Origin of the sequence: Pseudomonas sp. IT-P171 (genome assembly GCF_949767765.1) — a bacterium.
Classification (GTDB): domain Bacteria; phylum Pseudomonadota; class Gammaproteobacteria; order Pseudomonadales; family Pseudomonadaceae; genus Aquipseudomonas; species Aquipseudomonas fluorescens_B.
Genome location: NZ_CATKQN010000058.1, coordinates 42,127 through 67,972, shown reverse-complemented (window position 1 = coordinate 67,972; position 25,846 = coordinate 42,127). Strand labels below are relative to the sequence as shown.

26 protein-coding genes are annotated in these 25,846 nt (G+C 61.4%); 23 read left to right on the top strand and 3 right to left on the bottom strand.

Going from position 1 to position 25,846, the window contains the following annotated elements; genetic code table 11:
- Positions 1-14 precede the first annotated feature (14 nt).
- Both mscK and selO read left to right on the top strand, forming a co-directional pair.
- On the top strand, positions 15-3,365 hold the full coding sequence (mscK, locus tag ACM6I5_RS26565) for a mechanosensitive channel MscK (protein ID WP_414884987.1): 3,351 nt from the start codon (positions 15-17) through the stop codon (positions 3,363-3,365).
- Positions 3,366-3,413: 48 nt separating this feature from the next.
- A complete protein-coding gene (gene selO / locus ACM6I5_RS26560; RefSeq protein ID WP_414884986.1) occupies positions 3,414-4,877 on the top strand; it encodes a protein adenylyltransferase SelO in 1,464 nt (487 codons plus the stop codon).
- A 6-nt stretch (positions 4,878-4,883) separates the two neighbouring features.
- On the opposite strand, the gene ACM6I5_RS26555 is transcribed toward selO, so the two are convergent.
- Both ACM6I5_RS26555 and ACM6I5_RS26550 read right to left on the bottom strand, forming a co-directional pair.
- Entirely contained in the window at positions 4,884-5,285 is a 402-nt protein-coding gene (locus tag ACM6I5_RS26555; protein ID WP_017336173.1) for a helix-turn-helix domain-containing protein, read from the bottom strand.
- Complete coding sequence (locus tag ACM6I5_RS26550) at positions 5,282-5,578, bottom strand: type II toxin-antitoxin system HigB family toxin (RefSeq protein WP_017336172.1); 297 nt, start codon at positions 5,576-5,578, stop codon at positions 5,282-5,284. Before ACM6I5_RS26550 ends, ACM6I5_RS26555 begins: the two co-directional genes overlap by 4 nt.
- Before the next feature lie 193 nt (positions 5,579-5,771).
- On the opposite strand from ACM6I5_RS26550, the gene trxC reads away from it, so the two are divergent.
- Complete coding sequence (gene trxC / locus ACM6I5_RS26545) at positions 5,772-6,206, top strand: thioredoxin TrxC (protein ID WP_414879963.1); 435 nt, start codon at positions 5,772-5,774, stop codon at positions 6,204-6,206.
- Between the two features lie 33 nt (positions 6,207-6,239).
- On the opposite strand, the gene ACM6I5_RS26540 is transcribed toward trxC, so the two are convergent.
- Positions 6,240-7,010: a ParA family protein gene (locus ACM6I5_RS26540; RefSeq protein ID WP_017336170.1), complete on the bottom strand. Its 771-nt coding sequence runs from the start codon at positions 7,008-7,010 to the stop codon at positions 6,240-6,242.
- Between the two features lie 354 nt (positions 7,011-7,364).
- Between ACM6I5_RS26540 and ACM6I5_RS26535 the strand changes: the two genes are divergently transcribed.
- The 20 genes from ACM6I5_RS26535 (at position 7,365) to ACM6I5_RS26440 (ending at position 25,656) form a co-directional block, all read left to right on the top strand.
- Entirely contained in the window at positions 7,365-8,090 is a 726-nt protein-coding gene (locus tag ACM6I5_RS26535; RefSeq protein WP_017336169.1) for a beta-ketoacyl synthase chain length factor, read from the top strand.
- On the top strand, positions 8,066-8,875 hold the full coding sequence (locus tag ACM6I5_RS26530) for a lysophospholipid acyltransferase family protein (protein WP_017336168.1): 810 nt from the start codon (positions 8,066-8,068) through the stop codon (positions 8,873-8,875). Before ACM6I5_RS26535 ends, ACM6I5_RS26530 begins: the two co-directional genes overlap by 25 nt.
- Entirely contained in the window at positions 8,856-9,116 is a 261-nt protein-coding gene (locus ACM6I5_RS26525) for a phosphopantetheine-binding protein (RefSeq protein WP_017336167.1), read from the top strand. The genes ACM6I5_RS26530 and ACM6I5_RS26525 overlap by 20 nt, the downstream gene beginning before the upstream one ends.
- 9 nt (positions 9,117-9,125) lie before the next feature.
- Complete coding sequence (locus tag ACM6I5_RS26520; protein ID WP_017336166.1) at positions 9,126-9,380, top strand: acyl carrier protein; 255 nt, start codon at positions 9,126-9,128, stop codon at positions 9,378-9,380.
- The gene (locus tag ACM6I5_RS26515) at positions 9,377-9,922 is read left to right on the top strand and encodes a membrane protein (protein ID WP_017336165.1); all 546 of its coding nucleotides are present in this window, start codon (positions 9,377-9,379) and stop codon (positions 9,920-9,922) included. The genes ACM6I5_RS26520 and ACM6I5_RS26515 overlap by 4 nt, the downstream gene beginning before the upstream one ends.
- Positions 9,919-11,601 carry an AMP-binding protein gene (locus ACM6I5_RS26510; RefSeq protein WP_414879962.1) on the top strand — a complete coding sequence of 561 codons (1,683 nt, stop codon included), beginning with the start codon at positions 9,919-9,921 and terminating at the stop codon, positions 11,599-11,601. The genes ACM6I5_RS26515 and ACM6I5_RS26510 overlap by 4 nt, the downstream gene beginning before the upstream one ends.
- Before the next feature lie 137 nt (positions 11,602-11,738).
- Entirely contained in the window at positions 11,739-12,473 is a 735-nt protein-coding gene (locus tag ACM6I5_RS26505; RefSeq protein ID WP_414884985.1) for a glycosyltransferase family 2 protein, read from the top strand.
- A complete protein-coding gene (locus tag ACM6I5_RS26500) occupies positions 12,470-13,417 on the top strand; it encodes a glycosyl transferase (RefSeq protein ID WP_017336162.1) in 948 nt (315 codons plus the stop codon). The genes ACM6I5_RS26505 and ACM6I5_RS26500 overlap by 4 nt, the downstream gene beginning before the upstream one ends.
- Complete coding sequence (locus ACM6I5_RS26495) at positions 13,398-14,942, top strand: HAL/PAL/TAL family ammonia-lyase (protein ID WP_414884984.1); 1,545 nt, start codon at positions 13,398-13,400, stop codon at positions 14,940-14,942. Before ACM6I5_RS26500 ends, ACM6I5_RS26495 begins: the two co-directional genes overlap by 20 nt.
- On the top strand, positions 14,935-15,360 hold the full coding sequence (locus tag ACM6I5_RS26490; protein WP_017336160.1) for an acyl-CoA thioesterase: 426 nt from the start codon (positions 14,935-14,937) through the stop codon (positions 15,358-15,360). Before ACM6I5_RS26495 ends, ACM6I5_RS26490 begins: the two co-directional genes overlap by 8 nt.
- Positions 15,361-15,560: 200 nt before the next feature.
- The gene (locus tag ACM6I5_RS26485) at positions 15,561-16,109 is read left to right on the top strand and encodes an outer membrane lipoprotein carrier protein LolA (RefSeq protein ID WP_414879997.1); all 549 of its coding nucleotides are present in this window, start codon (positions 15,561-15,563) and stop codon (positions 16,107-16,109) included.
- Positions 16,093-18,432, top strand: a complete 2,340-nt coding sequence (locus tag ACM6I5_RS26480) for an MMPL family transporter (protein ID WP_414884983.1) — start codon at positions 16,093-16,095, stop codon at positions 18,430-18,432. The genes ACM6I5_RS26485 and ACM6I5_RS26480 overlap by 17 nt, the downstream gene beginning before the upstream one ends.
- Entirely contained in the window at positions 18,429-19,589 is a 1,161-nt protein-coding gene (locus tag ACM6I5_RS26475) for a sodium:proton antiporter (protein ID WP_414884982.1), read from the top strand. The genes ACM6I5_RS26480 and ACM6I5_RS26475 overlap by 4 nt, the downstream gene beginning before the upstream one ends.
- Positions 19,576-20,823 carry an NAD(P)/FAD-dependent oxidoreductase gene (locus ACM6I5_RS26470; protein ID WP_414884981.1) on the top strand — a complete coding sequence of 416 codons (1,248 nt, stop codon included), beginning with the start codon at positions 19,576-19,578 and terminating at the stop codon, positions 20,821-20,823. The genes ACM6I5_RS26475 and ACM6I5_RS26470 overlap by 14 nt, the downstream gene beginning before the upstream one ends.
- Positions 20,820-21,545 (top strand): class I SAM-dependent methyltransferase, encoded by a 726-nt coding sequence (locus ACM6I5_RS26465; protein ID WP_414884980.1) that lies wholly within the window; start codon positions 20,820-20,822, stop codon positions 21,543-21,545. Before ACM6I5_RS26470 ends, ACM6I5_RS26465 begins: the two co-directional genes overlap by 4 nt.
- A 26-nt stretch (positions 21,546-21,571) precedes the next feature.
- Positions 21,572-22,054, top strand: a complete 483-nt coding sequence (locus tag ACM6I5_RS26460) for a hypothetical protein (protein WP_414885082.1) — start codon at positions 21,572-21,574, stop codon at positions 22,052-22,054.
- A complete protein-coding gene (locus ACM6I5_RS26455) occupies positions 22,051-23,247 on the top strand; it encodes a beta-ketoacyl-[acyl-carrier-protein] synthase family protein (RefSeq protein WP_414884979.1) in 1,197 nt (398 codons plus the stop codon). The genes ACM6I5_RS26460 and ACM6I5_RS26455 overlap by 4 nt, the downstream gene beginning before the upstream one ends.
- Complete coding sequence (locus ACM6I5_RS26450) at positions 23,244-23,705, top strand: hotdog family protein (RefSeq protein ID WP_017336152.1); 462 nt, start codon at positions 23,244-23,246, stop codon at positions 23,703-23,705. The genes ACM6I5_RS26455 and ACM6I5_RS26450 overlap by 4 nt, the downstream gene beginning before the upstream one ends.
- On the top strand, positions 23,702-24,430 hold the full coding sequence (fabG, locus tag ACM6I5_RS26445; RefSeq protein ID WP_017336151.1) for a 3-oxoacyl-ACP reductase FabG: 729 nt from the start codon (positions 23,702-23,704) through the stop codon (positions 24,428-24,430). The genes ACM6I5_RS26450 and fabG overlap by 4 nt, the downstream gene beginning before the upstream one ends.
- On the top strand, positions 24,430-25,656 hold the full coding sequence (locus ACM6I5_RS26440) for a beta-ketoacyl-ACP synthase (RefSeq protein WP_017336150.1): 1,227 nt from the start codon (positions 24,430-24,432) through the stop codon (positions 25,654-25,656). The genes fabG and ACM6I5_RS26440 overlap by 1 nt, the downstream gene beginning before the upstream one ends.
- Positions 25,657-25,846: the final 190 nt, after the last annotated feature.

Sequence of the window (25,846 nt, the reverse complement as noted above, 5' to 3'; positions counted from 1 at the left end):
TTCGATCGGTCTCTATGTCAACCCTGCGCACCTTTTTCATCATGGCCCTGCTGGGCTTGAGTCTTTCTGTCGGTACGTTGCAAGCGGCCGAACCGCCGTCCAGCGAAGCCGTGCAGGCAAACCTGGACAAGATTGCCGAGCGCAAACTGCCGGAAGCCGACCAAAAGGCCCTGCAGACCCTCCTGCAGAACACGCTGACCCAGCTCGAGAATAAGCGTGATTACGAGCGGAAGCTGACCGATCTCAAGCAGCAACTCGCCACGGCGCCGAAGCAGAACATCGAGAACCAGCGCGAACTGACTCGCCTCAAGGCCACCAACGTGACGCCGGTGGCGCAACGCTATAGCAAAGAGTCCATTCAGCAGCTGGAGCAGATGCTCACCGAGCGTTCGACCCAGCAAAGCGACATGCAAAAAGCCCTCGCCGAAGCGAACAGCCTGGTCATTACCGCCCAGACCCGGCCCGAGCGCGCCCAGGCTGAAATTTCCACCAGCCAGACGCGCATCCAGCAGATCAACAACATCCTCAAGGCTGGCAAGGACAACGGCAAGACCTTGAGCGGCGAACAGCGTGACCTGCTCAATGCCGAGCTGGCCGCACTGAACGCGCTGATCCCGCTGCGCCGCCAGGAACTGGCCGGCAACAGCCAGTTGCAGGATCTGGGCAACAGCCAGCATGACTTGCTGACGGAAAAAACCGATCGCCTGGACCGGGAGATCCAGGAGCTGCAAACCCTGATCAACCAGAAACGCTTGGCCCAGTCTCAGGAAACCGTGACGCAGCAGTCCATCGAAGCTCAGAAATCCGGCAGCAGCGCTCTGCTAGCCACCGAAAGCGCGGCCAATCTGAAGCTTTCCGACTATCTGCTCAAAAGCACTGACCGCTTGAACGTCGTCACCCAGCAGAACCTGCAAACCAAGCAGCAGCTGGACAACGTGACCCAGAGCGATTCGGCCCTGGACGAACAGATCAACGTGCTCAAGGGCAGCCTGCTGCTGTCGAAGATTCTCTACAAACAGAAACAGGGCCTGCCGCGCCTCAAGCTTGACCGTGACCTGGCCGACCAGATCGCCGATATCCGCTTGTATCAGTTCGAAGTCAGCCAGCAACGGGAACTGCTCAGCAACCCGGCGGCCTACGTCGACAACCTGCTCTCGACCCAACCTCCCGAGCAAGTCACCCCGCAACTGCGCAAGAGCCTGCTGGAACTGGCCACGACCCGCGCCGACCTGCTGGAGCGGCTGAACCGCGAACTCAGCGCGGTGCTCAACGAATCGATCACGCTGCAACTCAATCAGAAACAGCTGCTCAGTACCGCGCAAAGCCTGCGGGCGACCCTCGATGAGCAGATGTTCTGGATTCCGAGCAACAAGCCGCTCGATCCGGAATGGATGCGCGGCGTGCCGGAGCGTCTGCAACGCCAGATCGCGACCCTGCCGCTGGCGTCGAGCGTGAGCGAACTGATCGACGGCCTGACACAGCGACCGCTGCTGTTCCTGCCGTTGGTTCTGCTGATCGGCGCCCTGTTGTGGCGTCGCAAAAGCCTGTACGCCCGACTGAACAAGGTTCACCAGGACATCGGCCACTTCAAGCGTGACAGCCAGCTGCACACGCCGCAGGCGATTCTGATCAATATTCTGCTGGCCATGCCGGTCGCACTGGGCCTGGCCTTGTGCGGCCTGGCCTTGCAGATCGACGCTCGCGGGCAGAACGCCAACATGGGCTCGGCCTTGTTGCAGATGGCCCAGGCCTGGCTGGTGTTCTACACCGCCTACCGCATCCTCGCGCCGGGCGGCGTCGCTGAACTGCATTTCCGCTGGGAAAAACCCCAGGTCGAATTCCTCCAGGGCTGGGTCCGCCGACTGGGTCTGGTGGTGATGGCCCTGGTCGCCGTGGTGGCGGTTGCCGAGCTGCAACCGGCAGCACTGGCCGATGACGTGCTCGGCATGCCGGTGGTGCTGACCTGCTACGCACTGATGGCCTGGTTGCTCAGTCGCCTGCTGATCAGCAGCCCGACGCACCAGAACGCCTCACTGTTCCGCAAGGCGGTGGGCATCCTGTTTACCGCGTTGCCCATCGCGTTGTTCGTCGCCGTCTGCTTTGGCTACTACTACACCGCGCTGAAACTCAGCGACCGCTTGATCAACACCCTTTACCTGCTGATGTTCTGGCTGGTGATCGAAGCCACCTTTGTCCGAGGGCTCAGTGTTGCCGCACGGCGCCTGGCCTATCAGCGGGCGCTGGCCAAACGTCAGGCCGCCAAAGAGGCTGGCGACGGCGAAGCAGTGATCGAAGAGCCGACCCTGGACATCGAAAAGGTCAATGAACAGTCCCTGCGCCTGATTCGTCTGGCGCTACTCGGCGGGTTCATGGCCGCGCTGTACTGGGTCTGGTCTGACCTTATCTCGGTGTTCTCGTACCTGGACAACATCACCCTCTACGAATACACCAGCGGCACCGGCGCCAACATGAGCATGGTGCCGATCAGCATCGGCGACATGCTCGGTGCGCTGATCATCATCGGCATCACCTTCGCCCTCGCGCGCAACTTGCCGGGGCTGCTGGAAGTCCTGGTGTTGTCGAAGCTGAACCTGGCCCAGGGCAGCGCCTATGCCACGACCACGTTGCTGTCCTACGTGATCGCCGGCGTCGGTTTTGTCTCGACCCTGTCGACCCTCGGCGTGAGCTGGGACAAGTTGCAATGGCTGGTGGCGGCGCTCTCGGTCGGTCTTGGTTTCGGGATGCAGGAGATCTTTGCGAACTTCATTTCCGGCATCATGATCCTGTTCGAACGCCCGGTGCGGATCGGCGACACCATCACCATCGGCAACCTGTCGGGCACGGTGAGCAAGATTCGCATCCGCGCCACGACCATCACCGACTTCGACCGCAAGGACATCATCGTCCCGAACAAGACGTTCATTACCGGGCAACTGATCAACTGGTCCCTGACCGACACCATCACCCGGGTGACCTTGAAGCTCGGCGTCGATTACGGCTCGGACCTGGACCTGGTGAAAGAACTGCTGCTGAAGGCTGCCCGGGACAATCCGCGTGTCTTGAAAGACCCCGAACCCCACGTGTACTTCCTGAACTTCGGCGAAAGTACCCTCGACCACGAGCTACGCATGCATGTGCGCGACCTCGGTGACCGTAACCCGGTGCTCGATGAGGTCAACCGCTTCATCAACCGCGAGTTCAAGAAACAGCACATCAACATCTCGTTCCGGCAGATGGAGGTTTACCTGAAGAACCTGCACGGCCAGGAATACAAAATGGTGCCGGTCGAGTCGGAAACCAAAACCATCGTGCCGCTGGTGGATGGCAAACCACCGCAAGAGCCACCAGCCGCCAAGCTCGACTAACCGCCCCGTCCCTAGCAGAATGCTCGGACATTCTGCTGGAGATGGCCGGTGAAAGCCCTCGACGAACTGACCTTCGATAACCGCTTCGATCGCCTGGGCGATACGTTTTCCGCCCACGTGCTGCCCGAGCCCATCGACAACCCGCGCCTCGTAGTCGCGAGCCCTGCCGCCATGGCGCTGCTCGACCTTGATCCGGCCGTGGCCGAAACCGGGGAGTTTGCCGAGCTGTTCAGCGGCCACAAGCTCTGGGCCGATGCGGTGCCTCGGGCGATGGTCTATTCCGGGCATCAGTTCGGTTCCTACAACCCGCAGCTGGGCGATGGTCGCGGCCTGTTGCTGGGCGAGGTCTACAACGAGGCCGGCGAACATTGGGACCTGCACCTCAAAGGTGCCGGCCAGACGCCTTTTTCGCGCATGGGCGATGGACGCGCGGTACTGCGTTCGTCTATCCGCGAGTTTCTCGCCTCAGAAGCCTTGCATGCACTGAACATCCCGACCACTCGCGCGTTGTGCGTGATCGGCTCCGACACGCCGGTGTGGCGCGAAAAACAGGAGCGCGCCGCCATGGTCCTGCGCCTGGCGCCGAGCCATGTGCGCTTCGGGCATTTCGAATATTTCTACTACACCAAACGCCCAGAGAAACAGAAAGAACTCGGCGAGCACGTGCTGGCCCTGCACTTCCCCGAATGCCTCGAACAGCCCGAACCTTATCTGGCGATGTTCCGCGAAATCGTCGAGCGCAATGCCGAGCTCATCGCCAAATGGCAGGCCTATGGTTTCTGCCACGGCGTGATGAACACCGACAACATGTCGATCCTCGGCATCACCTTCGATTTCGGCCCGTTCGCCTTCCTCGACGATTTCGACGCCAATTTCATCTGCAACCACTCCGATGACCAGGGCCGCTACTCCTTCAGCAACCAGGTGCCGATTGGTCAGTGGAACCTCAGCGCTTTGGCTCAAGCCTTGACGCCGTTCATCAGCGTCGAGGCCCTGCGTGAAACCCTGGGCCTGTACCTGCCGCTGTTCCAGGCTCACTATCTGGACCTGATGCGCCGCCGCCTCGGGCTCACCACCGCCGAAGACGACGACCAGAAACTGCTGGAACAGCTGCTGCAACTGATGCAGAACAGCGGCGTCGACTACAGTCTGTTCTTCCGCCGCCTCGGTGATGAATCACCGGAACCGGCCGTGGCCCGGTTGCGCGACGACTTCGTCGACATCAAGGGCTTCGATGCCTGGGCCGAGCGCTATGTCGCCCGTGTTGCACGCGAAGGTGAAGCTGATCAGGAACAGCGCCGCCAACGGATGCACGCGGTCAATCCGCTCTACATCCTGCGCAACTACCTGGCGCAGAAAGCCATCGACGCGGCGGAAAGCGGCGACTACTCAGAAGTTCGCCGGCTGCATGCGGTACTGAGCAAGCCATTCGAGGAGCAGCCGGGGATGGAAAGCTATGCCGAGCGGCCGCCGGAGTGGGGGAAGCATTTGGAGATCAGTTGTTCTTCCTGAACCTGGCTAGATAAAGGTTTCCACTGACGTACCGAAGCGCTCGGCCAACCAACGGATCTGTCGCAGGTTGAGCTGACGCTTGCCGCTGAGGATTTCGGACACCACCGATTGAGTGCCAACACCAGGCAGATCGCTCTGAGTCAAACCGTGCTCGCGCATCATGTAACCAAGAACATCAGCACCGCTGGCTTCGGGCATAGGGTGATGTTTGTGATCCCATTCCTCTATCCAGTCTCCGATGATGTCGACAAGACTCATTAGAGGATGCGACTCGTCATCACCTGTTATTTCGAGCAACTCATCGAGCGCAAGAACAAGCCTGTCGTAGTCGTCTTCGTTTTTCGGCTTCCGCAACAAGGGTGAAACAAACTCCCAGTGCTCAGCCGCCTGTTTGATCAATGCACTCATTCTTTTCCCTCCTTCCATTTTCCTCGGTCATATTCGCGATGATCCAGTACGTGCTTGATGTACAGCTTTTGGCTCCGGTACCTGACATATGCAATCAAGCGCAGCTTATTTCCCCCGATATCGAATACATGTAACTCCCCAACCTTGTCGGTCGCAGAAAACAACGACTTCATGGCGGCAAAATCACAAGGACTATTTCGCTTGAGCAGTCGATACCAATGGTCAAGCGCAGTTGCTGAATTTGGCCATTTTTCCTTTGAATCCCATATTCGTTTTTCAGAAAACACACGCATGCAATTTCCTTATCGCATTGGCTATGGATGAGTTAACCACAGGGAGTGAATATCGCAAGTTGCGATAATCTTCAGCCGACCGGCGGCGCGCCAGCGTTCTCCTAGCGTAGATTCGCTGCGATTGTTCGAACGGTTGAAAATATGAGCAAACGTCTCCAAATCAGGGGGACGGCTTCTTAAAAGGACCACCCTCATGACCGCCCCACTCCTCATCCCCTGCCCCCACTGCAACGGCCTCAACCGCATACCCGCCGAGCGCCTCGGCGACCATCCGAAATGTGGCCGCTGCAAGGGCGAAGTCCTGCTGAGCAAACCGTTCGAGCTGAAACAAGGCGATTACGCCAGCCAGATCAAGGGTGATTTGCCCTTGCTGGTGGACGTGTGGGCGGACTGGTGCGGGCCGTGCAAGTCGTTTGCGCCCGTGTTCGAGCAGGCAGCCAGTCAGCTGGCGGGCAAGTGCCGGTTGGCGAAACTGGACAGCGAGGCCAACCAGCAGTTGTCGGCGCAGTTGGGGATTCGCTCGATTCCGAGCCTGATTCTGTTCAAGAACGGTCGGGAAGTGGCGCGCCAGAGCGGGGCCTTTCCGTTGCCGCAGTTGATGAGCTGGCTACGTAGCCAGGGGATTTAATATCACCACAATGGCCGGCGTCGTTTACGCGAATCAGGCGTTTTCCAGCAGGTTATGCAGCTCGACGAATTGCTGGGTCAGCTTGTGCCGTGGATCAAGATGGATCAGCGGTGTGTTGGCCTGATGCGATTCGCGCATGCGCACCGAACTCGCCAAATACACCGGCAACACCGGCAGACCTTCAGCAATCAGCTCATCGAGGATCTGCTGCGGCAGGCTGGCACGGGCCTGGAACTGGTTGACGACGATACCCTCGACCTCCAGCCCTTCGTTATGGTCTTCCTTCAATTCTTCGATTTCCGCCAGCAGGCCGTACAGCGCCTGACGCGAGAAGCTGTCGCAGTCGAACGGAATCAGCACCCGATCAGCGGCAATCAACGCTGAAACCGCATAGAAATTCAGCGCCGGCGGGGTGTCGAGGTAGATCCGGTCATAATCGCCGTCCAGTTCCTCGAGCAATTTTCGCAGCTTGTTGATCTTGTGTTTCGCCTCAAGCTTGGGCTGCAAGTCGGCCAGCTCGGCAGTGGCGGTGATGACGTGGAGGTTGTCGAACGGGGTTTCGTAGATATCGACCTGGTTTTTCTTCGAGAACGGCCCCGAAGACAGTGTCTGCTTGAAGAAGTCGGCAATACCCATCGGAATGTCATTACCGGTGAGCCCGGTGAGGTACTGGGTAGAATTGGCCTGAGCGTCGAGATCCACCAGGAGGGTTCGATAGCCCTCGCTGGCACTGACCGCCGCCAGATTGCAGGCAATGCTGGATTTGCCTACGCCGCCTTTCTGATTGAATACCACGCGCCGCATGTCAAAACCTCCGTGTATCAAAGAATGACCGAGTGTAGTAGTCCACGGCGTCGCTTAGCTACCTCGCCGGCACAGGGACTACACAGTCAGGTGCAAACGCTCACTGAAAAAGCCGCCTTCTCGTCAAGAAAAAGGCTCCCGGCGCCGACAGACATCCACGACCCGATGTGGATAATGGCCAAACGACATCCACTCACGGACCAATCGGTACATTTCGTTGTGCAAAATGTAACCAGCATTTGCTACACGCCCGCCGCACCGGGATAATGCGCGCCACTCGACGCTAAGCGTCACGTAAGGTGAGTCGCGTTTTCGCGCCTCGTCGCGTCAAGAAAGCCCGCAGGGGCGGGATGAATGCCTGTGATCAACTTCAACATCGCCCAATGGCGCGCGTGGGCCCCTGGGCTCGAAAGCGTGGACGATTGGCAGGCCTGGAGCCGACAACCGGTCGCGCTGCCAAGCTGCGATGCTGCCCCCGACGTCTCGTTTCTGCCGGCCATGCAGCGGCGGCGGCTCAGCCGTCTTGCGCGGATGGCGTTCAGTGTCGGCTGGCCGTTGGCCGATGGTCGCCCTGATCTACCGTTGGTCTTTATTTCCCGCCACGGCGAAACCCCGCGCACCTTCGACATCCTCAGTGATCTGGCCGCCGATCAGCCACTGTCGCCGACCCAGTTCAGCCTGTCCGTGCATAACGCGGTCATCGGCCTGTGGTCGATCATGCGTGGCGAAACCAGTGAAATGACCGCCCTGGCCGCCGCCGGCGATGGCCTTGAACACGGCATGCTAGAGGCGGCGGCACTGCTTGCCGAAGGCGCGCCCGCGGTTCTGCTGGTGGTCACCGAAGAACAGCCACCCGAAGCCTATTCGGACTGGATCGACGACGTGCCCTTTCCCTACGCGGTGGGTTTGTTGCTGACACCCGGCAACGATTGGCAGTTGTCCCTGAACAGCACTTCGGATGAGTTGTCCAAAGCCCACTGGCCCCATGCCCTGAATCTCTTGCGTACCCTGCTAGGCCAGCAGACCACCTGCCAACATGCCTGGAAAAATCGTGTATGGACCTGGCAACGCAACCTGTAAGTGAAAAAAACCGCGACGCCTATTACTGGCGTTTGCTGGCCACCGCCGCTAGTTTCACCCTCTTCGGACTGGGTGGGCTGTGCCTGCGCCTGGTGGTTTTTCCGGTGCTGGGCTGCCTGCCCGGCAGCGCACAGACGCACCGGCTACGCGCGCGGCAAACCGTCAGTCGCTGTTTCTGGTTTTTCGTCCGGTTCATGGCCCGTACCGGCGTGCTGACCTACGACATTGAGGGCGCGGAAAAACTCGGCCGCCCCGGGCAGATGATCATCGCCAATCACCCGTCGCTGATCGACGTGGTGTTCCTGATCGGCCTCGTACGCCATTCCAACTGCGTGGTCAAAAGCAGCCTTTGGGAAAACCCCTTTACCCGCGGCCCGCTACGCCGCACCGAATACATCAGCAACGACGGCAGCATGGACATGCTCGATGCGGCGGCCGACGCACTGAAAAGCGGCCAGACCCTGATCATTTTTCCGGAGGGCACCCGCACCCAGCCCGGTGAAACGCCCTCCTTTCATCGGGGTGCGGCGTCGATCGCACTGCGCGGTGCGAAAATTCTCACCCCGGTGGTCATCAAGGTCAGCCCGACCACGTTGACCAAGGCCGAACCCTGGTATCGGATCCCCAAACGCCGCGTGCACTTCAGTTTTCGGGTCGGGGCCGATATAGACCCACAGGCCTTCGCCGTGCAAGGGCCCGCGCCTCAAGCCTCGCGCAAGCTCAATGATTACTTGCATCACTACTTTATTAAGGAGCTCGCCGAAGATGAGCGATCTGCACCGTGAAATCAAAGAACTGATTATCGAAGCCCTGGGCCTCGAAGACATCAGCGTCGACGACATCGGCAATAACCAGACTTTGTTTGGCGAAGGCCTGGGCCTGGACTCCGTCGACGCCCTGGAGCTCGGCCTGGCGATCCAGAAAAAATACGGCATCAAAATCGACGCCGACGCCAAGGACACCCGTAATCACTTCAGTAACGTGGCGAGCCTTGCGGCGTTCGTCACCGCAAAACAGGCAGCTTGAGACCGGACCATGCAAACTCGTGATGACATTTTCAACACCCTGCGCGATGCCTTGGTAGAACTCTTCGAGCTGGACCCCGAGCGTGTGAGCCTCGAATCCAACCTGTACCAGGACCTGGAAATCGACAGCATTGACGCGGTCGACCTGATCGACCACATCAAGCGCCAGACCGGCAAGAAAATCGCCGCTGAAGAATTCAAAACGGTGCGTACCGTCAGCGACGTGGTCGAGGCGGTCTACCGTCTGGTTCAACCCGCCGCATGAGCCGAGTGATCGGCCTTGGCCTGCTGCTGGCGGGCCTGCTGTACCCCTTTGCGGTGTATTTCGGCATGGAACATTTTGCCCCGTGGCAGTTCGGTCTGCTGCTGGGCAGCCTGTGGCTGGCTCGGGCGCTGACGGGCGTGCGCCGACCGGGAAACCGGTGGATGGCCACCATCGCCATCGTGTTTTGCCTGTTGCTCGCACTGTTCGACAGCCCCGCCATGCTGCGCTGGTACCCCGTGCTGATCAGCGGCTTCATGCTGATGCTGTTCGGGTTGAGTTTGAAATACGGCCCGCCGATGATCGAACGCCTTGCCCGCCTGCGTGAACCACGCTTGCCGGCCAAGGCAATTCGCTATACCCGCCAGGTCACCATTGCCTGGTGTGTGTTTTTTCTCTGCAACGGTTTGTGCGCTGCAGCCCTGACCCTCTGGGCGCCGCTGAGTTGGTGGATGTTGTACACCGGCCTGATCTCCTATGGATTGATCGGCCTGATGTTTGCCATTGAATGGCTTATACGACAACGGGTACGAGGCCACCCATGAATTGGATAAAACTTGAGCAATTGTTGCTCAAGGCTCAACCGGAACGTGCTGTGACGGCTGATCCGGTGCTGAATCACGCACAACTGTGCGAACAGGCCCTGAGTCTGGCCGCCGGCCTGCAAACGCAGGGCGTGCAGCGCATTGCCGTGCACCTTGAGGATGCCGCCGACCTGGCAATTGCGCTGCTGGGTGCCTGGCGCGCCGGCGTCAGCGTGCTGCTGCCTGCCGACCTGCAACCGCAAACGCGTCAACGCTGGTCGAGCGAAGTCGACCTGTGGCTGACGGATCAGGCCGATGATGCGCACCTCAGCGATTATCGCCACGCGTCACTGACCGCCGCGGCCCTGGACCTGGATCGCTGCACGCTAAGCCTGTGCACCTCCGGCTCCAGCGGCGAACCCAAGCGCATCGACAAGACCCTGCGCCAACTGGCCAATGAAGTCGAAGCGCTGGAGCAGCTCTGGGGTGCCGATCTGGGCGAGGCGTGCCTGATTGGCAGCGTCGCCACCCAGCACATCTACGGTCTGCTGTTTCGGGTGTTGTGGCCGCTGTGCGCCGGGCGTTCATTCGTGCGCAAGCAACTGGCCTTTCCAGAAGATTTGCAGCGCGCCAGCCGCAAACACCCGACCTTTGCGTGGGTTGCCAGCCCGGCGCTGCTCAAGCGCATGGGCGACAACCTTGACTGGCCGGCGCTGAGCGCGGTTCGCCGGGTGTTTTCCTCTGGCGGCGCTTTACCCGCCGAGGCAGCGCAAAGCCTTCAACAACGGCTGCAACAGTGGCCGACGGAAATCTTCGGCAGTTCGGAAACCGGTGGCATCGCCTGGCGTCAGGGCAACACTCTCTGGCAAGCCTTCGCCGGCATCGAGTTGAGCCAGGACAGCGACGGCGCGCTGCTCATTGCGTCGCCATACTTGCCGCCCGGTCACATCGAACACACTGCGGATGCGGCGCGAATCGCCGCCGACGGCCGCTTCGAACTGCTCGGGCGGCTGGACCGGATCGTCAAACTGGAAGAAAAACGTATCTCGCTGCCGATGCTGGAGCAGGCGCTGATGGCCCACGAATGGATCGCGGAAGCGCGCCTCGGCGTGGTTCAGGAGAATCGTGCCTCGCTGGGTGCATTGCTGGTGCTCAGCGAATCGGGTTTGCATGCCTTGCGCAATCAGGGCCGACGCACCCTCACTCAGGAACTGCGCCAACACCTCAGCCAGCATTGCGAAGCCCTCGCCCTGCCACGACGCTGGCGTTTGCTGCGGCAACTGCCGCTCAACACTCAAGGCAAACTGCCTCAGGCCGAGGTGGAAGCCTTGCTGCTGGCGCCGCGCCCGAAAGCGCCGCAAGTGCTGGAGCAGGTCGAAGTCGATGGTGAGTGGAGCCTGCAATTGGCGATACCACCGGACCTCGCCTACTTCAGTGGCCACTTCCCCCAGGCGCCGGTTCTGCCCGGTGTGGTGCAGGTGGAATGGGCACTGAACCTTGGTCAGCAATTGATGAAACTGCCGGAAAAGTTCGCCGGCATGGAAGTGCTGAAATTCCAGCAACTGGTGCGTCCGGGCGATGAAATCCAGTTACACCTGCGCTTCGATCCGGTGCGCAGCAAGCTGTATTTCGCCTATCGCAACGAGACCGCCACCTGCTCCAGCGGGCGGATTTTGCTGGAGGCTGCAGGCAATGCTTAACCTGTGGCGAGGGAGCTCGCTCCCGCTCGACTGCGCAGCAGTCGCCTTGATGTCAGCACTAATCAGTTTTGGAGCTGCTTCGCAGCCCAGCGGGAGCAAGCGCTCTTTCCACAGGGGTTTTGCGCAGGTTCCACATCATGCATAAACCCTGCGCAATCATCCCGGTCTACAACCACGAAACCGCGATCACCACCGTGGTCGACGCAGTGATCGCAAGCAACTTGCCATGCATTCTGGTCGACGACGCCAGCGACCCGGCCTGCGCGGCGGTGCTCGATCAACTGGCCCAACGCGAGATGGTTTACCTGATCCGCCTCGCCGCCAATCAGGGCAAGGGCGGCGCGGTCATGACCGGCCTGCGCGAAGCCTCGCGCCTGGGCTTCAGCCATGCCTTGCAGGTAGACGCCGACGGTCAGCACGACCTGCAAGACATCGCGACGTTCATCGAACAATCACGCGCCCATCCGCGCGCGGTGATCTGCGGCTATCCGCAATACGACGCCAGCGTGCCGAAAGGTCGTCTGTACGCCCGCTACCTGACGCACGTAATGGTCTGGATCAACACCCTGTCGCTGCAGATTCGCGACTCCATGTGCGGCTTCCGCGTCTATCCATTGCCGCCAACCCTGGCGCTGATCGACTCGGCGAAGATCGGCAAGCGCATGGACTTCGACTCGGACATTCTGGTGCGCCTGGCCTGGCGCAATCAGCCGATGCAGTGGCTGCCGACCAAGGTGCACTACCCGCTGGACGGTGTCTCACACTTCCGGATGTTCCACGACAACGTGCTGATTTCGAGCATGCACACCCGGCTGTTCTTCGGCATGTTGCTGCGAGCCCCGGTGATCCTTTGGCGACGGTGGCGAGCATGAGCAGCAACGCAGACAAGGAACACTGGGCCGACCGCCAGGAGCGCGGCAGTTTCTGGCTGATGAAGCTCACCGCGTTCGGCGCCAAGGTACTCGGCCGCCGACTGTTGAGCCCGCTGTTGTACGGCATCGTCCTGTACTTTTTCCTGTTCGGTCGCAGTGCCCGGCACAGTGCCTGGCAATACCAGCAGCGCCTCGCCGACTGGAGTCATCGCGAGGAATTACGCCCCAGCCACTGGCGCGTATTCGGTCAGTTCATGGCCTTTGCCGATTCGATGCTCGACAAACTCGACGTGTGGAACGGCAAGCTGAGCCTCGAGCAGATCGAAATCATCGATCCGGCATTGCTGCGCAATCAGCTGCGCGGCAGCCGCGGGCAACTGCTGGTGGGCGCGCATCTGGGCAACCTCGAGGTGTGTCGCGCGCTGGCGGAGATCGGCGAAAAGGTCACGATGAACGTGCTGGTGCACACCAAGCACGCCGAGCAGTTCAACCGTTTGCTGGGCGAAGCCGGGGCGACCAATCTGCGGCTTATCCAGGTCAGCGAACTGGACCCGGTGATCATGCTGCAACTGCACGAGCGCCTGGAGCGCGGCGAGTGGCTGGCGATTGCCGGTGATCGCGTGCCGTTGCACGGTGGGCGCAGCGTGACCGTGGATTTCCTTGGCCAGCCGGCAAAGTTTCCGCAAGGGCCGTGGCTGCTCGCGGGGCTGTTGAAATGCCCGGTCAACCTGCTGCTGTGCCTGAAAAAACCCGACGGTGATTACCGGCTGACCCTGGAACCGTTCGCTGACGCGATCACCTGGAAGCGCAGCGACCGCGAACAGGTCATTCATCAGTGGGCGACCCGCTACGCCGAACGCCTGGGTCACTATTGCCTCGAAGCACCTCAACAATGGTTCAACTTTTACCCCTTCTGGAAGACCGATGACGACGCCAACGCTTGAGCCGGTAACCTTCGGCGAACTCCCTTTGCGCATCGAAGACGTGCTGGCCCTGGCCAACCGTCAGGTGCCGACGCAGTTGCAGGACGATCCTGCGTACCGCGAGCGCATCGCCAAGGGTGCGCGATTCCTCGATTCCCTGCTGGACAAGGAAGGCGTGATCTATGGCGTGACCACCGGTTACGGCGATTCCTGCGTGGTCGCGGTGCCGCTGCATCACGTCGAGGCGTTGCCGCGTCATCTGTACACATTCCACGGTTGCGGGCTGGGCAAACTGCTCGACGCCCAGGCCACCCGCGCGGTGCTCGCAGCGCGTTTGCAGTCGCTGTGCCACGGCGTGTCCGGGGTGCGCGTGGAATTGCTGGAGCGCCTGCAAGCGTTCCTCGAACACGACATCCTGCCGCTGATCCCGGAAGAGGGCTCGGTAGGCGCCAGCGGTGATCTGACGCCACTGTCCTATGTCGCGGCGACCTTGTCCGGCGAGCGCGAAGTGATGTTCCGCGGCGAACGCCGCCAGGCCGCGGACGTGCATCGCGAACTGGGTTGGGAACCGCTGGTTCTGCGCCCGAAAGAAGCCCTGGCACTGATGAACGGCACCGCCGTGATGACCGGCCTCGCCTGCCTGGCCTACGCCCGCGCCGATTATTTGCTGCAACTGGCCACCCGAATCACCGCGCTGAACGTGGTCGCGCTGCAAGGCAATCCGGAGCACTTCGACGAGCGCCTGTTCGCCGCCAAACCGCATCCGGGGCAGATGCAAGTCGCCGCGTGGCTGCGCAAGGACCTGGCGATCGACGCACCGACCGCGCCGCTGCATCGCTTGCAAGACCGCTATTCCCTGCGCTGCGCGCCCCACGTGCTCGGCGTCCTGGCCGACAGCCTGAACTGGTTGCGCTCGTTTATCGAGATCGAACTCAACAGCGCCAACGACAACCCGATCATCGACGCCGAAGCCGAGCGCGTGCTGCACGGCGGGCATTTCTACGGCGGCCACATCGCGTTCGCCATGGACAGCCTGAAAAACCTGGTGGCCAACGTTGCCGACCTGCTCGACCGTCAACTCGCACTGTTGGTAGACGAGCGTTACAACCATGGCTTGCCGAGCAATCTGTCCGGCGCCACGGCGGATCGCGCGATGCTCAACCACGGCTTCAAAGCCGTGCAGATCGGCACCAGCGCCTGGACCGCCGAAGCATTGAAAAACACCATGCCGGCCAGCGTGTTCTCCCGCTCCACCGAATGCCACAACCAGGACAAGGTGAGCATGGGCACCATCGCCGCCCGTGATGCGATCCGTGTGCTGGAGCTGACCGAACAGGTCGCCGCCGCCACGCTGCTCGCCGCCAATCAGGGTGTGTGGCTGCGCAGCAAAGCTGAAAATGCCCGCCCGTTGCCACCCGCCCTTGCCGCCATGCACGAAGCGCTGGCCAAGGACTTCCCGCCAGTCATCGAAGACCGCGCACTGGAAGGCGAATTGCGCCTGTGCCTGAAACGGATTGCCGAACAACACTGGAGGCTGCATGCGTAGCAAGGGAGTGCTTCACACCGATACGGAAATCCTCGTGCCGTTCTTTGACGTCGACACCATGAACGTCGTCTGGCACGGCCATTACGTCAAATACCTGGAAGTCGCTCGCTGCGCGCTGCTGGACAGGATCGGCCACAACTACGACGCCATGGTTGCATCGGGCTACGCCTGGCCGGTGATCGACCTGCAATTGCGCTACGTGCGCGGCGCGGTGTTCGGCCAGAAGCTGAATGTACGGGCGAATCTGGTGGAGTGGGAGAACCGGTTGAAGATCAATTACCTGATCAGCGATCTGCAAACCGGTGAACGTTTGACCCGGGCCAGTTCCGTGCAGGTGGCTGTCGACATGGCCAGCCGCGAGATGCAGATGGCCTCACCGAAAGTGTTCACCGACGCCGTTGAAAGGATGCTGCCATGAACACCGATATCGACACCTCTTCTGAGGCCAACCCCGTTTCCTGTGGCGAGCGAGCCTGCTCACGCTTGAGTGCGCAGCACTCACAAACAGGGAAATGGCTGGCAGGTTTTTGGGGCCGCTTCGCAGCCCAGCGCGAGCAAGCTCGCTCGCCACAGGTGTTTCGATACCTCGCTGCTTTGGCGCTGCTCGGGTTGTCATCGATGGTTCACGCCTTCGATCTGCAACAGCTTAGCGATCAATTGGCCAGACCCGATGTGATCCACGGCGACTTCATCCAGGAAAAACACCTGCGCGCCCTGACCCAGCCGTTAACCAGCAAGGGCACCTTCGTCCTGGCGAAAAACCACGGCCTCCTCTGGCTACTGAAAACCCCGCTGCAACAGGATTACCGCATCACCGACAAAGGCATCGCGCGACGTGACGCCAGCGGTTGGCAGATGCTGCCGGGCAAGAGTGCCGGTGCCGAGCAGAACCGCTTGTTCCTCGCCGTGCTGCAAGGCGACAGCAGCGGCTTGCAACGGGACTTCGAACTGTCCCTGAGCGGCGAGGCGCAGAACTGGAAACTGACCCTGATTCCGCGCTCGCTGTTGCTCAAGCAAGTGTTCAATCAGATCAACATCACCGGTGGTGAACTGGTGCACAGCATCGAACTGCTGGAAACCCAGGGCGACAGTACCCTGTTACGCATGCAGGACAGCACCAGCGCCCAACCGTTGAGCGATGCGGAGCAACATGACTTTGCCGAGTGAACGCACGCTTCCACGCCTGTTTCTGATCCTGCTGCTGGCAGTGCTCGCGCTTGCCGGTTGGCAATGGCGTGACGGCGCACCGCTGTCGGCCAACCTGATGGAACTGGTGCCGGGCACGGCACCGGACGCGCTGGAGCTGCGCGCCGAGCAACGCATGCAAGAACCGCTGAACCGCGAAATGCTGGTGCTGGTCGGTCACAAGGATCGTCAGCAAGCCGTCGCCATGGCGCAGAAACTGGGCGAGCAATGGCAGGCCAGTGGTTTGTTCGAAAAAGTCCAATGGACCCTGCAAGCCGACTTGCCGGCGCTGCGCACGCAATTGCTGCAAGGCCGGCTGGCGATGCTTTCGGCAACGGATCGACAGCAACTGATCGAGCACCCCGACACCTTTATCCAGCAACGGGTGCAGGCGCTGTTCGACCCGTTCACCGGTTTCAGCCTGGTGCCGAGCCAGGATGACTGGCTGGGCCTGGCCGGGCGCATCCAGAACAGCCAGCCGCAGCACGGTTCGGTGCAACTGGACATCGGCAGCGGCGCACTGGTCGCCGATGCCGACGGCAAGAGCTGGGTGATGCTCCGTGCGCGCACCACCGGCAATGCCTTCGACATGAACCTGCCGCTGCAAGTGGCCGAACTGCTCAAGCACAGCCGCGAAGAAGCAGCTCATAGCGACGTGCAACTGCTGGCCGCCAGCGGTTTGCTCTACGCCGCCGCCGGTCAACAACAGGCGACTCGGGAAATGACCTGGGTAGGCGGCGGCGCCACCGTCGGTATTTTGTTGCTGTTACTGCTGGCCTTCCGCCGCTGGCGCGTGTTGCTGGCGTTCGTTCCGGTTCTGGTCGGCATGCTGTTCGGCGCGGTGGCGTGTGTGGCGCTGTTCGGCCATATGCATGTGATGACGCTGGTGCTCGGCTCCAGCCTGATCGGCGTCGCGGTCGATTACCCGCTGCACTATCTGTCCAAGAGCTGGAGCCTGAAACCCTGGCACAGCTGGCCCGCATTGCGCCTGACGCTGCCTGGCCTGACGCTGAGCCTGATCACCAGTTGCATCGGTTACCTCGCGCTGGCCTGGACGCCGTTCCCGGCGCTGACCCAGATCGCCGTGTTCTCCGCCGCCGGACTGATCGGCGCCTACCTGTCAGCGGTGTGCCTGCTGCCGGCACTGCTCAAGGGTGCGGATTTGCGCCCGGCACAGTGGCCGTTGCGCGTCGCCGAATATTTGCTGGCACTGCGCGAAAGGCTGTTGAACTTCGCCCGTACGCCAGTGCTGCTGGCGCTGCTGATTGCCTTCTGCGTCGGCGGTCTGTTGCAGCTCGACAGCAAAAACGACATTCGCCAATGGGTCGGCGCGCCGCAGCAATTGACGGACGAAGCCCAGACCATTGCGCGCATCACCGGTTACCAACCCACCAGCCAGTTCTTCCTGGTACGGGCCACCAATCAGCAAGAACTGCTCGAACGCCAAACCGCGTTGAGCGAGCGCCTGGATCAGTTGGTCAACCTGGACAAACTCCAGGGCTACCTGTCGCTCAACCAACTGGTGAGTCAGCCCCGCGAGCAAGATCTGGTACGCGAAGCGCTGAACAGGTTGCCGCAATTCTGGCAACCGCTGCTCGACGTCGGCGTGCCGCTTGAAGCACTGAAAGCAGAGCTGGCGAAGTTGCAGGCATTGCCGGTTGAAGACATCGACAGCGCGCTGACCGGTCCGTTGGCCGAACCCTATCGCACACTGTGGCTGGGCCCGACCGAGGACGGCGTGGCGGCGATGGTCAGCCTGCAAGGCCTGAACAACCCCGCGCTGCTGCGGGTTCAGGCGCTGGATTTGCCGGGTGTGGAGCTGGTGGATCGCCTGGGTGAATTGAACCAGGTTTTCGCCGAGACGCAGATCAGCGCCGCCGAACTGAAACTCGCCTCCTGCGTGCTGATCGTGCTGGTGTTGATCCTGCCCTTCGGCCTCGGCGGCGCGTTGCGCATCGTCTCACTGCCGCTTCTGGCGGCGCTGTGCAGCCTCGCCAGTCTTGGCTGGCTCGGACAGCCACTGACGTTGTTCAGCCTGTTCGGCCTGCTGCTGGTGACGGCGATCAGCGTCGATTACGCGATCCTCATGCGCGAACAGGTCGGCGGCGCCGCCGTCAGCCTGCTGGGCACCTTGCTGGCGGCGTTGACCACCTGGCTGTCGTTCGGTTTGCTGGCGGTGTCCAGCACGCCGGCGGTGAGCAACTTCGGACTGTCGGTGAGCCTGGGCCTGGCGTTCAGCTTCCTGCTCGCGCCGTGGGCCGGGCGACACATGCAGGCGACCAGCGTCGCGGAGTCGGCAGCATGATGGTCGTGCTGTTCTGGGCAATGGCCCTGGCGCTGTTCGCCGTGGCCACCCGTGTCGGGCGTCACTTCGGCTTGATCCCGATCGTCAGCCAATTGTTGCTGGCCACCGTCGGCCTGCCGTTGCTGATGTACTTCTGGATCGAACCCGACTGGCAGTTGAGCGGCGCGACGCTCGTCGCACCGATCTGGCTGAAAAACCTCTACAGCCTGAGTTTCGCATTGTTGCTGGGTTACATCCTCAGCGACGTGATCGACCTGCGCCTTGATCGCCAGAGCCTGAAAATAGCCCTGCCGAGTTTCTGCGTGCCGTTTGCCTGCGGCCTGGCCACCGCGATCTGGTGGCTGCCGTCCCAGCCGTGGATCAGTTCGCTGGCGGTGGGCTTGCTGTTCGCCATCACCGCAATACCGGTGTTGTATCTGTACTTGCGGCATATCGGTTACCCGACCACCGCCACCCGGCGACTGGTGCAGACGGCGATTCTGATCGACCTCACTTGCTGGACGCTGTTTGCCATTGCCCAGGGCAGCCTGCACCTGAGCAGTCTGCTGCTGCCCTTGGCCTGCGCCTGTGTGCCCGCACTGTTGTGGGTTGCCGGCCTGCGCCAGCCACGACTCTACAGCGGGTGTTTCTTTGCACTGCTGGTGGTGGCTGAACACTACAAACTCAACGCGCTGATTGTCGGCATCGGCTATCTGCTGTGCATGGCCGCGCTGAAGGTGCCGCTGGTGTTGCCGGTGCAAGCGATCTGGATGAATCGATTGCAAACCTGGGTCGCTATCCCGCTGATCCTCACGTTCGGCATCGTGCAGATCAATGTCCACAGCGCCATGGACAGCCTGAGCTGGGCGCAACTGGCCGCGCTGCTGCTGTTGCCGATTGCCAGCAAACTGCTGGGCAACTGGCTGGGGCTCGGCTGGGCCGGCGCTTCGTTTGCCGGCGCCAGCCGCTGGCGCGAAAGTGTGCTGCTGAATATTCGCGGCTTGAGCGAGATCGTCTTTCTCAACCTGCTGCTGCAACAACAGCTCATCAGCCCGCCGCTGTACTTTGCGCTGATGTTGATGGGCCTGATCGCGACACTGCTGCCGGCATTGGTCGGCATGCATCGAATCCCCTTGAAAGCTGCCGTCCCGGCAAGGAGCCCCCATGCCAATCGTTGAAATGGAACGTCGTCAGGTAGTAATCATCGGCGCCGGCCCGTCGGGCGCCATCGCCGCCGCGCTGCTCAAGCGCAAAGGGCATGATGTCCTGGTGATCGAGCGCCAGCATTTCCCAAGGTTTTCCATCGGCGAAAGCCTGCTGTCGCACTGCCTGGATTTCGTCGAGGAGGCCGGCATGCTCGATGCCGTCAACGCCGCCGGTTTCCAGATGAAAAACGGTGCAGCATTTGCCTGGGGCGAGCGCTATAGCGCTTTCGATTTCGGCGACACGTTCAGTGACGGCAAGCCGACCACCTTCCAGGTCCAGCGCGCCGACTTCGACAAACTGCTGGCCGATCAGGCCGCGCTGCAGGGTGTCGAAATCCGCTACGGCGAAGCCATCGTCAGCGTCGATGTCGACCGGGCGAAACCGCAGCTCGGCGTGCGTCGTGAAGACGGCAGCGAGTACGCGATCGAAGCGGACTTCGTGCTCGACGCCAGCGGTTACGGCCGTGTCCTGCCGCGCTTGCTCGACCTTGAGGCACCGTCGAATTTTCCAGTGCGCCAAGCCGTGTTCACGCACATCGAAGACCATATCGACAGCCCGGCATTCGAACGGGAAAAGATCCTCATCACCACCCATCCGACCCAGCGCGATATCTGGTTCTGGACCATTCCGTTCAGCAACGGCCGTTGCTCGGTGGGGGTTGTCGCGGCAGCCGAACACTATGAAGGCCGCATGGACAATCTGGACGAGTGCCTGCGGGGGTTTATCGCTGAAACCCCAAGCCTCTCCGGCGTGCTGGGCAACGCTGTGTGGGATACGCCGGCGCGCACCATCGGCGGCTATTCGGCCAACGTCAAAACCCTGCACGGCCCCGGTTTTGCACTGCTCGGTAACGCGGCGGAATTCCTCGATCCGGTGTTCTCCTCCGGCGTGACCATCGCCATGCGTTCGGCGAGCATGGCCGCCGGAGTTCTGCACCGTCAGTTGCAGGGGGAAAGCGTCGACTGGCAGGCCGAGTTCGCCGAACCGCTCAAGCGTGGCGTCGATACGTTCCGTTGCTATGTCGAAGGCTGGTACGCCGGAACGTTCCAGGACGTGATTTATCACGAGGGCGGCTCGGCGGATATTCGCCGCATGATCAGCTCGATCCTGGCCGGTTATGCGTGGGACGAGCGCAATCCGTTCGTCAGCGAAGCCAAGCGCCGGTTGCGCATGCTTTCGGAAATTTGCGCGAGTGACGCTACGTGAGCTACTTGAGCGAACACTACGTCGAAGAGACCCGGTTCGGTTTCTGGTTCCTGCGCAGCCACACCTGGCAGCACCATGTGTTGCGCGTCGCAATCAATGACCTGCGCGGCCTGTTCAGCGAACCGTTGCCAGGCAACCCGGTGTTGCTGGATGCCGGATGCGGTCAGGGCAAGTCGTTCCAGTACCTGCGCCAGACTTTTGCGCCACAGCGCCTGATTGGCGTGGACGCCGACCCGCACAGCCTCGACTTGAGCGGCGAAGAAGCCACCCGTCAGGGCATGGACGTGGAGTTGGTCGGCAGCGACTGCGCCACGCTTGCCGTGCCGGATGCCAGCGTCGACCTGCTGTTCTGTCACCAGACCTTCCACCATCTGGTGGAGCAGGACAAGGCACTGGCCGAGTTCTACCGCGTGCTCAAGCCCGGCGGTTATCTGCTGTTCGCCGAATCCACCGAGGCTTACATTGATACCTGGGTGATTCGCTGGCTGTTCCGCCATCCGATGCACGTGCAAAAGAGCGCCGCCGAGTACCTTGAGATGATTCGTCGCCAAGGGTTCGAATTCAGCGCGCAGAACGTGTCTTATCCATACTTGTGGTGGAGTCGCGCCAAGGATTTCGGCCTGCTTGAACGCTTTGGCCTGCGCCAGCCAAAACCTGTTGGCCAACGGGAAGAAACCCTGGTCAATGTGGTGGCGCGCAAACCGCTTGAAGGTGTTGTGTGATGTTCATTGCCAGTCGCTCAAAATACATGCTGAGATATTTGCTGCTCGGCGCGGTCGTGTTGCTGAGCGCCTGCACCAGCCACGCGCCCTTGCCCGAGCAAACCCCGGACCTGCCGTTGCCACAGCAACTGCACATCCAGCGGCTGCTGGACGGCCAGCGTCAGGATTGGGTGTTGGTAATTGCGCGTGAAGGCCCGGGCATTCGCTGGTCGATGATGGATTTGCTGGGCATTCCACAGGCACGTCAGAAACTGATCGACGGCAAATGGCAGGCTGACGGCTTGCTGCCACCTAATCCGGAAGCCCGTGAGTTGTTCGCCGCGTTGCTGTTTGCGCTCACGCCCAAAGATGAATTACAGGGCAACTATCCCGGCGCCTGGCAGCATGGCGCACAACGTTCCCTGCCGTCGCACTGGGAAGTCCGTTACTCACAACCGATGAGCTTTGAATTGAACGTGCCCAAAGGTCCGACGTATCAAGTCACGCCCCTGACCGGTGAAACGCCATGACCGCTTACCTCAACGCCCTCGGGGTGATCTGCGCCCTGGGCCGCAGCAAGCAGGAAGTTGCACACAACCTGTTCGCCGGCGATTGCTCCGGCATGCGCAGCGAGGCCGGCTGGGTGCCGGAACGCTCGTTGCCGGTGGCCGCGGTGCGCGGCGAACTGGCGCCGATCCCTGTGGAACTGGCGAAACAAAGCAGCCGCAACAACCAATTGCTGCTGGAAGCGGCGCTGCAAATTCGCAACGACATCGATCAAGCGATCCAGACTTATGGCCGTGATCGCATCGGCGTGATCCTCGGCACCAGCACCTCCGGCATCGATGAAGCCAGTCATGGGTTGGCTCATTACATCCGCGAGGATCAGTTCCCTGTCGATTACGACTACCAGCAACAGGAACTCGGCGCACCGGCGAATTTTCTTGCCGACTGGCTGCAACTCAGCGGCCCGGCCTATGTGATTTCCACCGCGTGCACCTCCAGCGCCCGGGCGCTGATGAGTGCCCAACGCCTGCTGGACCTGGGCCTGTGCGACGCGGTGCTGTGCGGCGGCGTCGACACGTTGTGCAAGCTGACCCTCAACGGCTTCTCGGCGCTGGAGGCAGTGTCCGAACAACGCTGCAACCCGTTCTCGGTGAATCGTCATGGCATCAACATCGGCGAAGCCGCCGTGCTGTTCCTGATGACGAAAGTGGCTGGCGACGAACCGTCGATTGCCCTGTTGGGCAGTGGGGCGAGTTCCGATGCGCACCACATTTCCGCACCGGAACCGACCGGCCGTGGCGCCCTGCAGGCGATGCGCAAAGCCTTGAGCCGGGCGAGCCTGCAACCTGAACAGATCGGTTACCTGAATCTGCACGGCACCGCCACTCAGCACAACGACGCCATGGAAAGCCTGGCGGTGTCGGCATTGTTCCCGGCCGGCGTACCCTGTTCGTCGACCAAACCGATGACCGGCCACACCCTCGGTGCGGCCGGCGCATTGGAAGCGGCGTTCTGCTGGTTGAGCCTGAGCGCTGACAATCAACACCATGCGTTGCCGCCACATGTCTGGGACGGCCAGCCCGACCCCGATCTGCCGGCCCTGAATTGGGTGACCCCGGCCGATCGCCTGGCGTCCATTGCACCTCGCTACCTGATGAGCAATTCCTTTGCCTTCGGGGGCAATAACGTCAGCCTGATTATCGGAGACGCCCCATGATTGACTGGCCGCTCGCCGAACTGCTGCCGCACGCTGGCGACATGATCCTCATCGATCAGATCCTGGCGTTCGATGACGAGCAGATCCACACCCGCCTTACCGTCAAGCCCGATGGCCTGTTCAGTCGTCCCGACGGCAGCCTGCCGGCGTGGGTCGGCATCGAATTGATGGCCCAGAGCGTGGCCGCCTTCGCCGGTTGCCATGCGCGCCAGCGGGGCGACGGTGTGGAGCTGGGCTTCCTGCTCGGCACCCGTAAATTTGAATGCAACGTCGAATATTTTCCCGCCGGCACCGAGCTGACCATCCACGGGATGCGTTCGCTGGAAGACGACAACGGCATGGGCGTGTTCGAATGCCACATCAACGCCCCCGGCATTCACGCCACCGCTCGTCTGAACGTGTTTCGTCCGCCGCAAGCCGCCCAATACCTTAATGAAACCCCAGGAGTCCGGTCATGACTGAATCCGTACTGGTCACCGGCTCCAGCCGTGGCATCGGCCGCGCCATCGCCTTGCGTCTGGCCCGGGCCGGGCATGACATCGTGCTGCATTGCCGCAGCGGTCTTGCGGACGCCGAGGCCGTGAAGATCGAAGTCGAAGCCTTGGGCCGCAACGCGCGCATCCTGCAATTCGATGTGTCCGACCGCGCCAGTTGCAAAGCCATTCTCGAAGCCGACGTAGAAAGCCACGGCGCCTACTACGGCGTGGTGCTCAACGCCGGCCTGACACGCGACGGTGCTTTTCCAGCGCTGAGCGAGGATGATTGGGATGTGGTGATGCGCACCAACCTCGACGGTTTCTACAACGTGCTGCACCCGGTGATGATGCCGATGATCCGTCGTCGCGCCGCCGGACGCATCGTTTGTATCACGTCGGTTTCGGGGTTGATCGGCAATCGCGGGCAGGTCAACTACAGCGCCTCCAAGGCCGGTTTGATCGGCGCGGCAAAAGCGTTGGCGATCGAACTGGGCAAGCGCAAAATTACCGTCAACTGTGTCGCCCCGGGCTTGATCGACACCGCCATGCTCGACGAAAACGTGCCAGTGGAAGAACTGATGAAAATGATCCCCGCACAGCGCATGGGCACCCCGGAAGAGGTGGCCGGCGCGGTGAATTTCCTGATGTCGGCGGAAGCGTCGTACATCACCCGGCAGGTGCTGGCCGTCAACGGAGGCCTGTGCTGATGAAACGCGTCGTCGTCACCGGCATGGCCGGCATCACCTCATTGGGCAGCGATTGGGCAACCATCGCCGCCAACTTCGCGGCCAACCGCAGCGGCATTCGCCGGATGGACGAATGGGATCGCTTTACCGAACTCAACACACGCCTGGCCGGGCCCATCGATGACTTCAAGGTACCGAGCCACTGGACCCGCAAACAACTGCGCAGCATGGGCCGGGTTTCGCGCCTGGCCGTCGGCGCGGCGGAGCAGGCGTTGGCCGATGCAGGTTTGCTGGGTGACGAGTCGATCAAGGACGGCCGCATGGGCGTCGCCTGCGGCTCCTCCACGGGCAGCACCGACGAGATCAAGGCGTTCGGCAACATGCTGCTCAACTCCGTGGCCGAAGGTCTGAACGCCAACTCCTATGTGCGCATGATGCCGCACACCACGGCGGCGAACATCAGCATCTTCTTCGGCCTCACCGGCCGGCTGATCCCGACCTCCAGCGCCTGCACCAGCGGCAGCCAGGGCATCGGTTATGCCTACGAATCGATCAAGTTCGGGCGTTTGCCCTTGATGCTTGCCGGTGGGGCCGAGGAGCTATGCCCCACCGAAGCCATGGTCTTCGATGCGCTTTACGCCACCAGCCTGAAAAACGATGCGCCACAGACGTCCCCGCGCCCCTACGACAGCGGTCGCGATGGCCTGGTGATCGGGGAAGGCGGCGGCATGCTGGTGCTTGAAGAACTGGAGCACGCACTGGCGCGCGGCGCGCATATTCATGCCGAACTCGTCGGTTTCGGCAGCAACGCCGACGGCCAGCACACCACGCGTCCAGAGCAGTCCACCATGCGCCGGGCCATGGAACTGGCGTTGGAAGACGCCGGTTTGCAGCCGTCGGACATCGGCTACGTCAACGGTCACGGCACCGCGACTGAACAGGGCGACATCGCCGAAACGCTGGCCACCAGTTCGCTGTTCGGTGAGCACATGCCGATCAGTTCGCAGAAGAGCTTCCTCGGCCACACACTCGGCGCCTGCGGTGCTTTGGAGTCCTGGTTCAGCATCGAAATGATGAACAGCAACCTGTACGCGCACACGTTCAACCTTGATGAAGTCGATCCCAATTGCGGCAAGCTCGATTACCTGCGCGGTGAGTTTCGGCAGATGAGTAATCAGTATGTGATGAACAATAATTTTGCGTTTGGCGGGGTTAATACGTCGTTGATTTTTCGGCGGTGGGCCTAAGCAAAATCAAACGATCGCCGCCTGCAGCAATCGTTTGATTCACCACAGCAAGAAACATGGATTTCCTACGATGAACGAGGCACTTGAGGATATTTCCTACCCGCTTCATCGTAATTTCCTCGCACTTTGCGCATCTCGTCTGCCAGTGACGTCTGATTTTGGGTCCGCGTGATCTGGGCGGGATTTATGG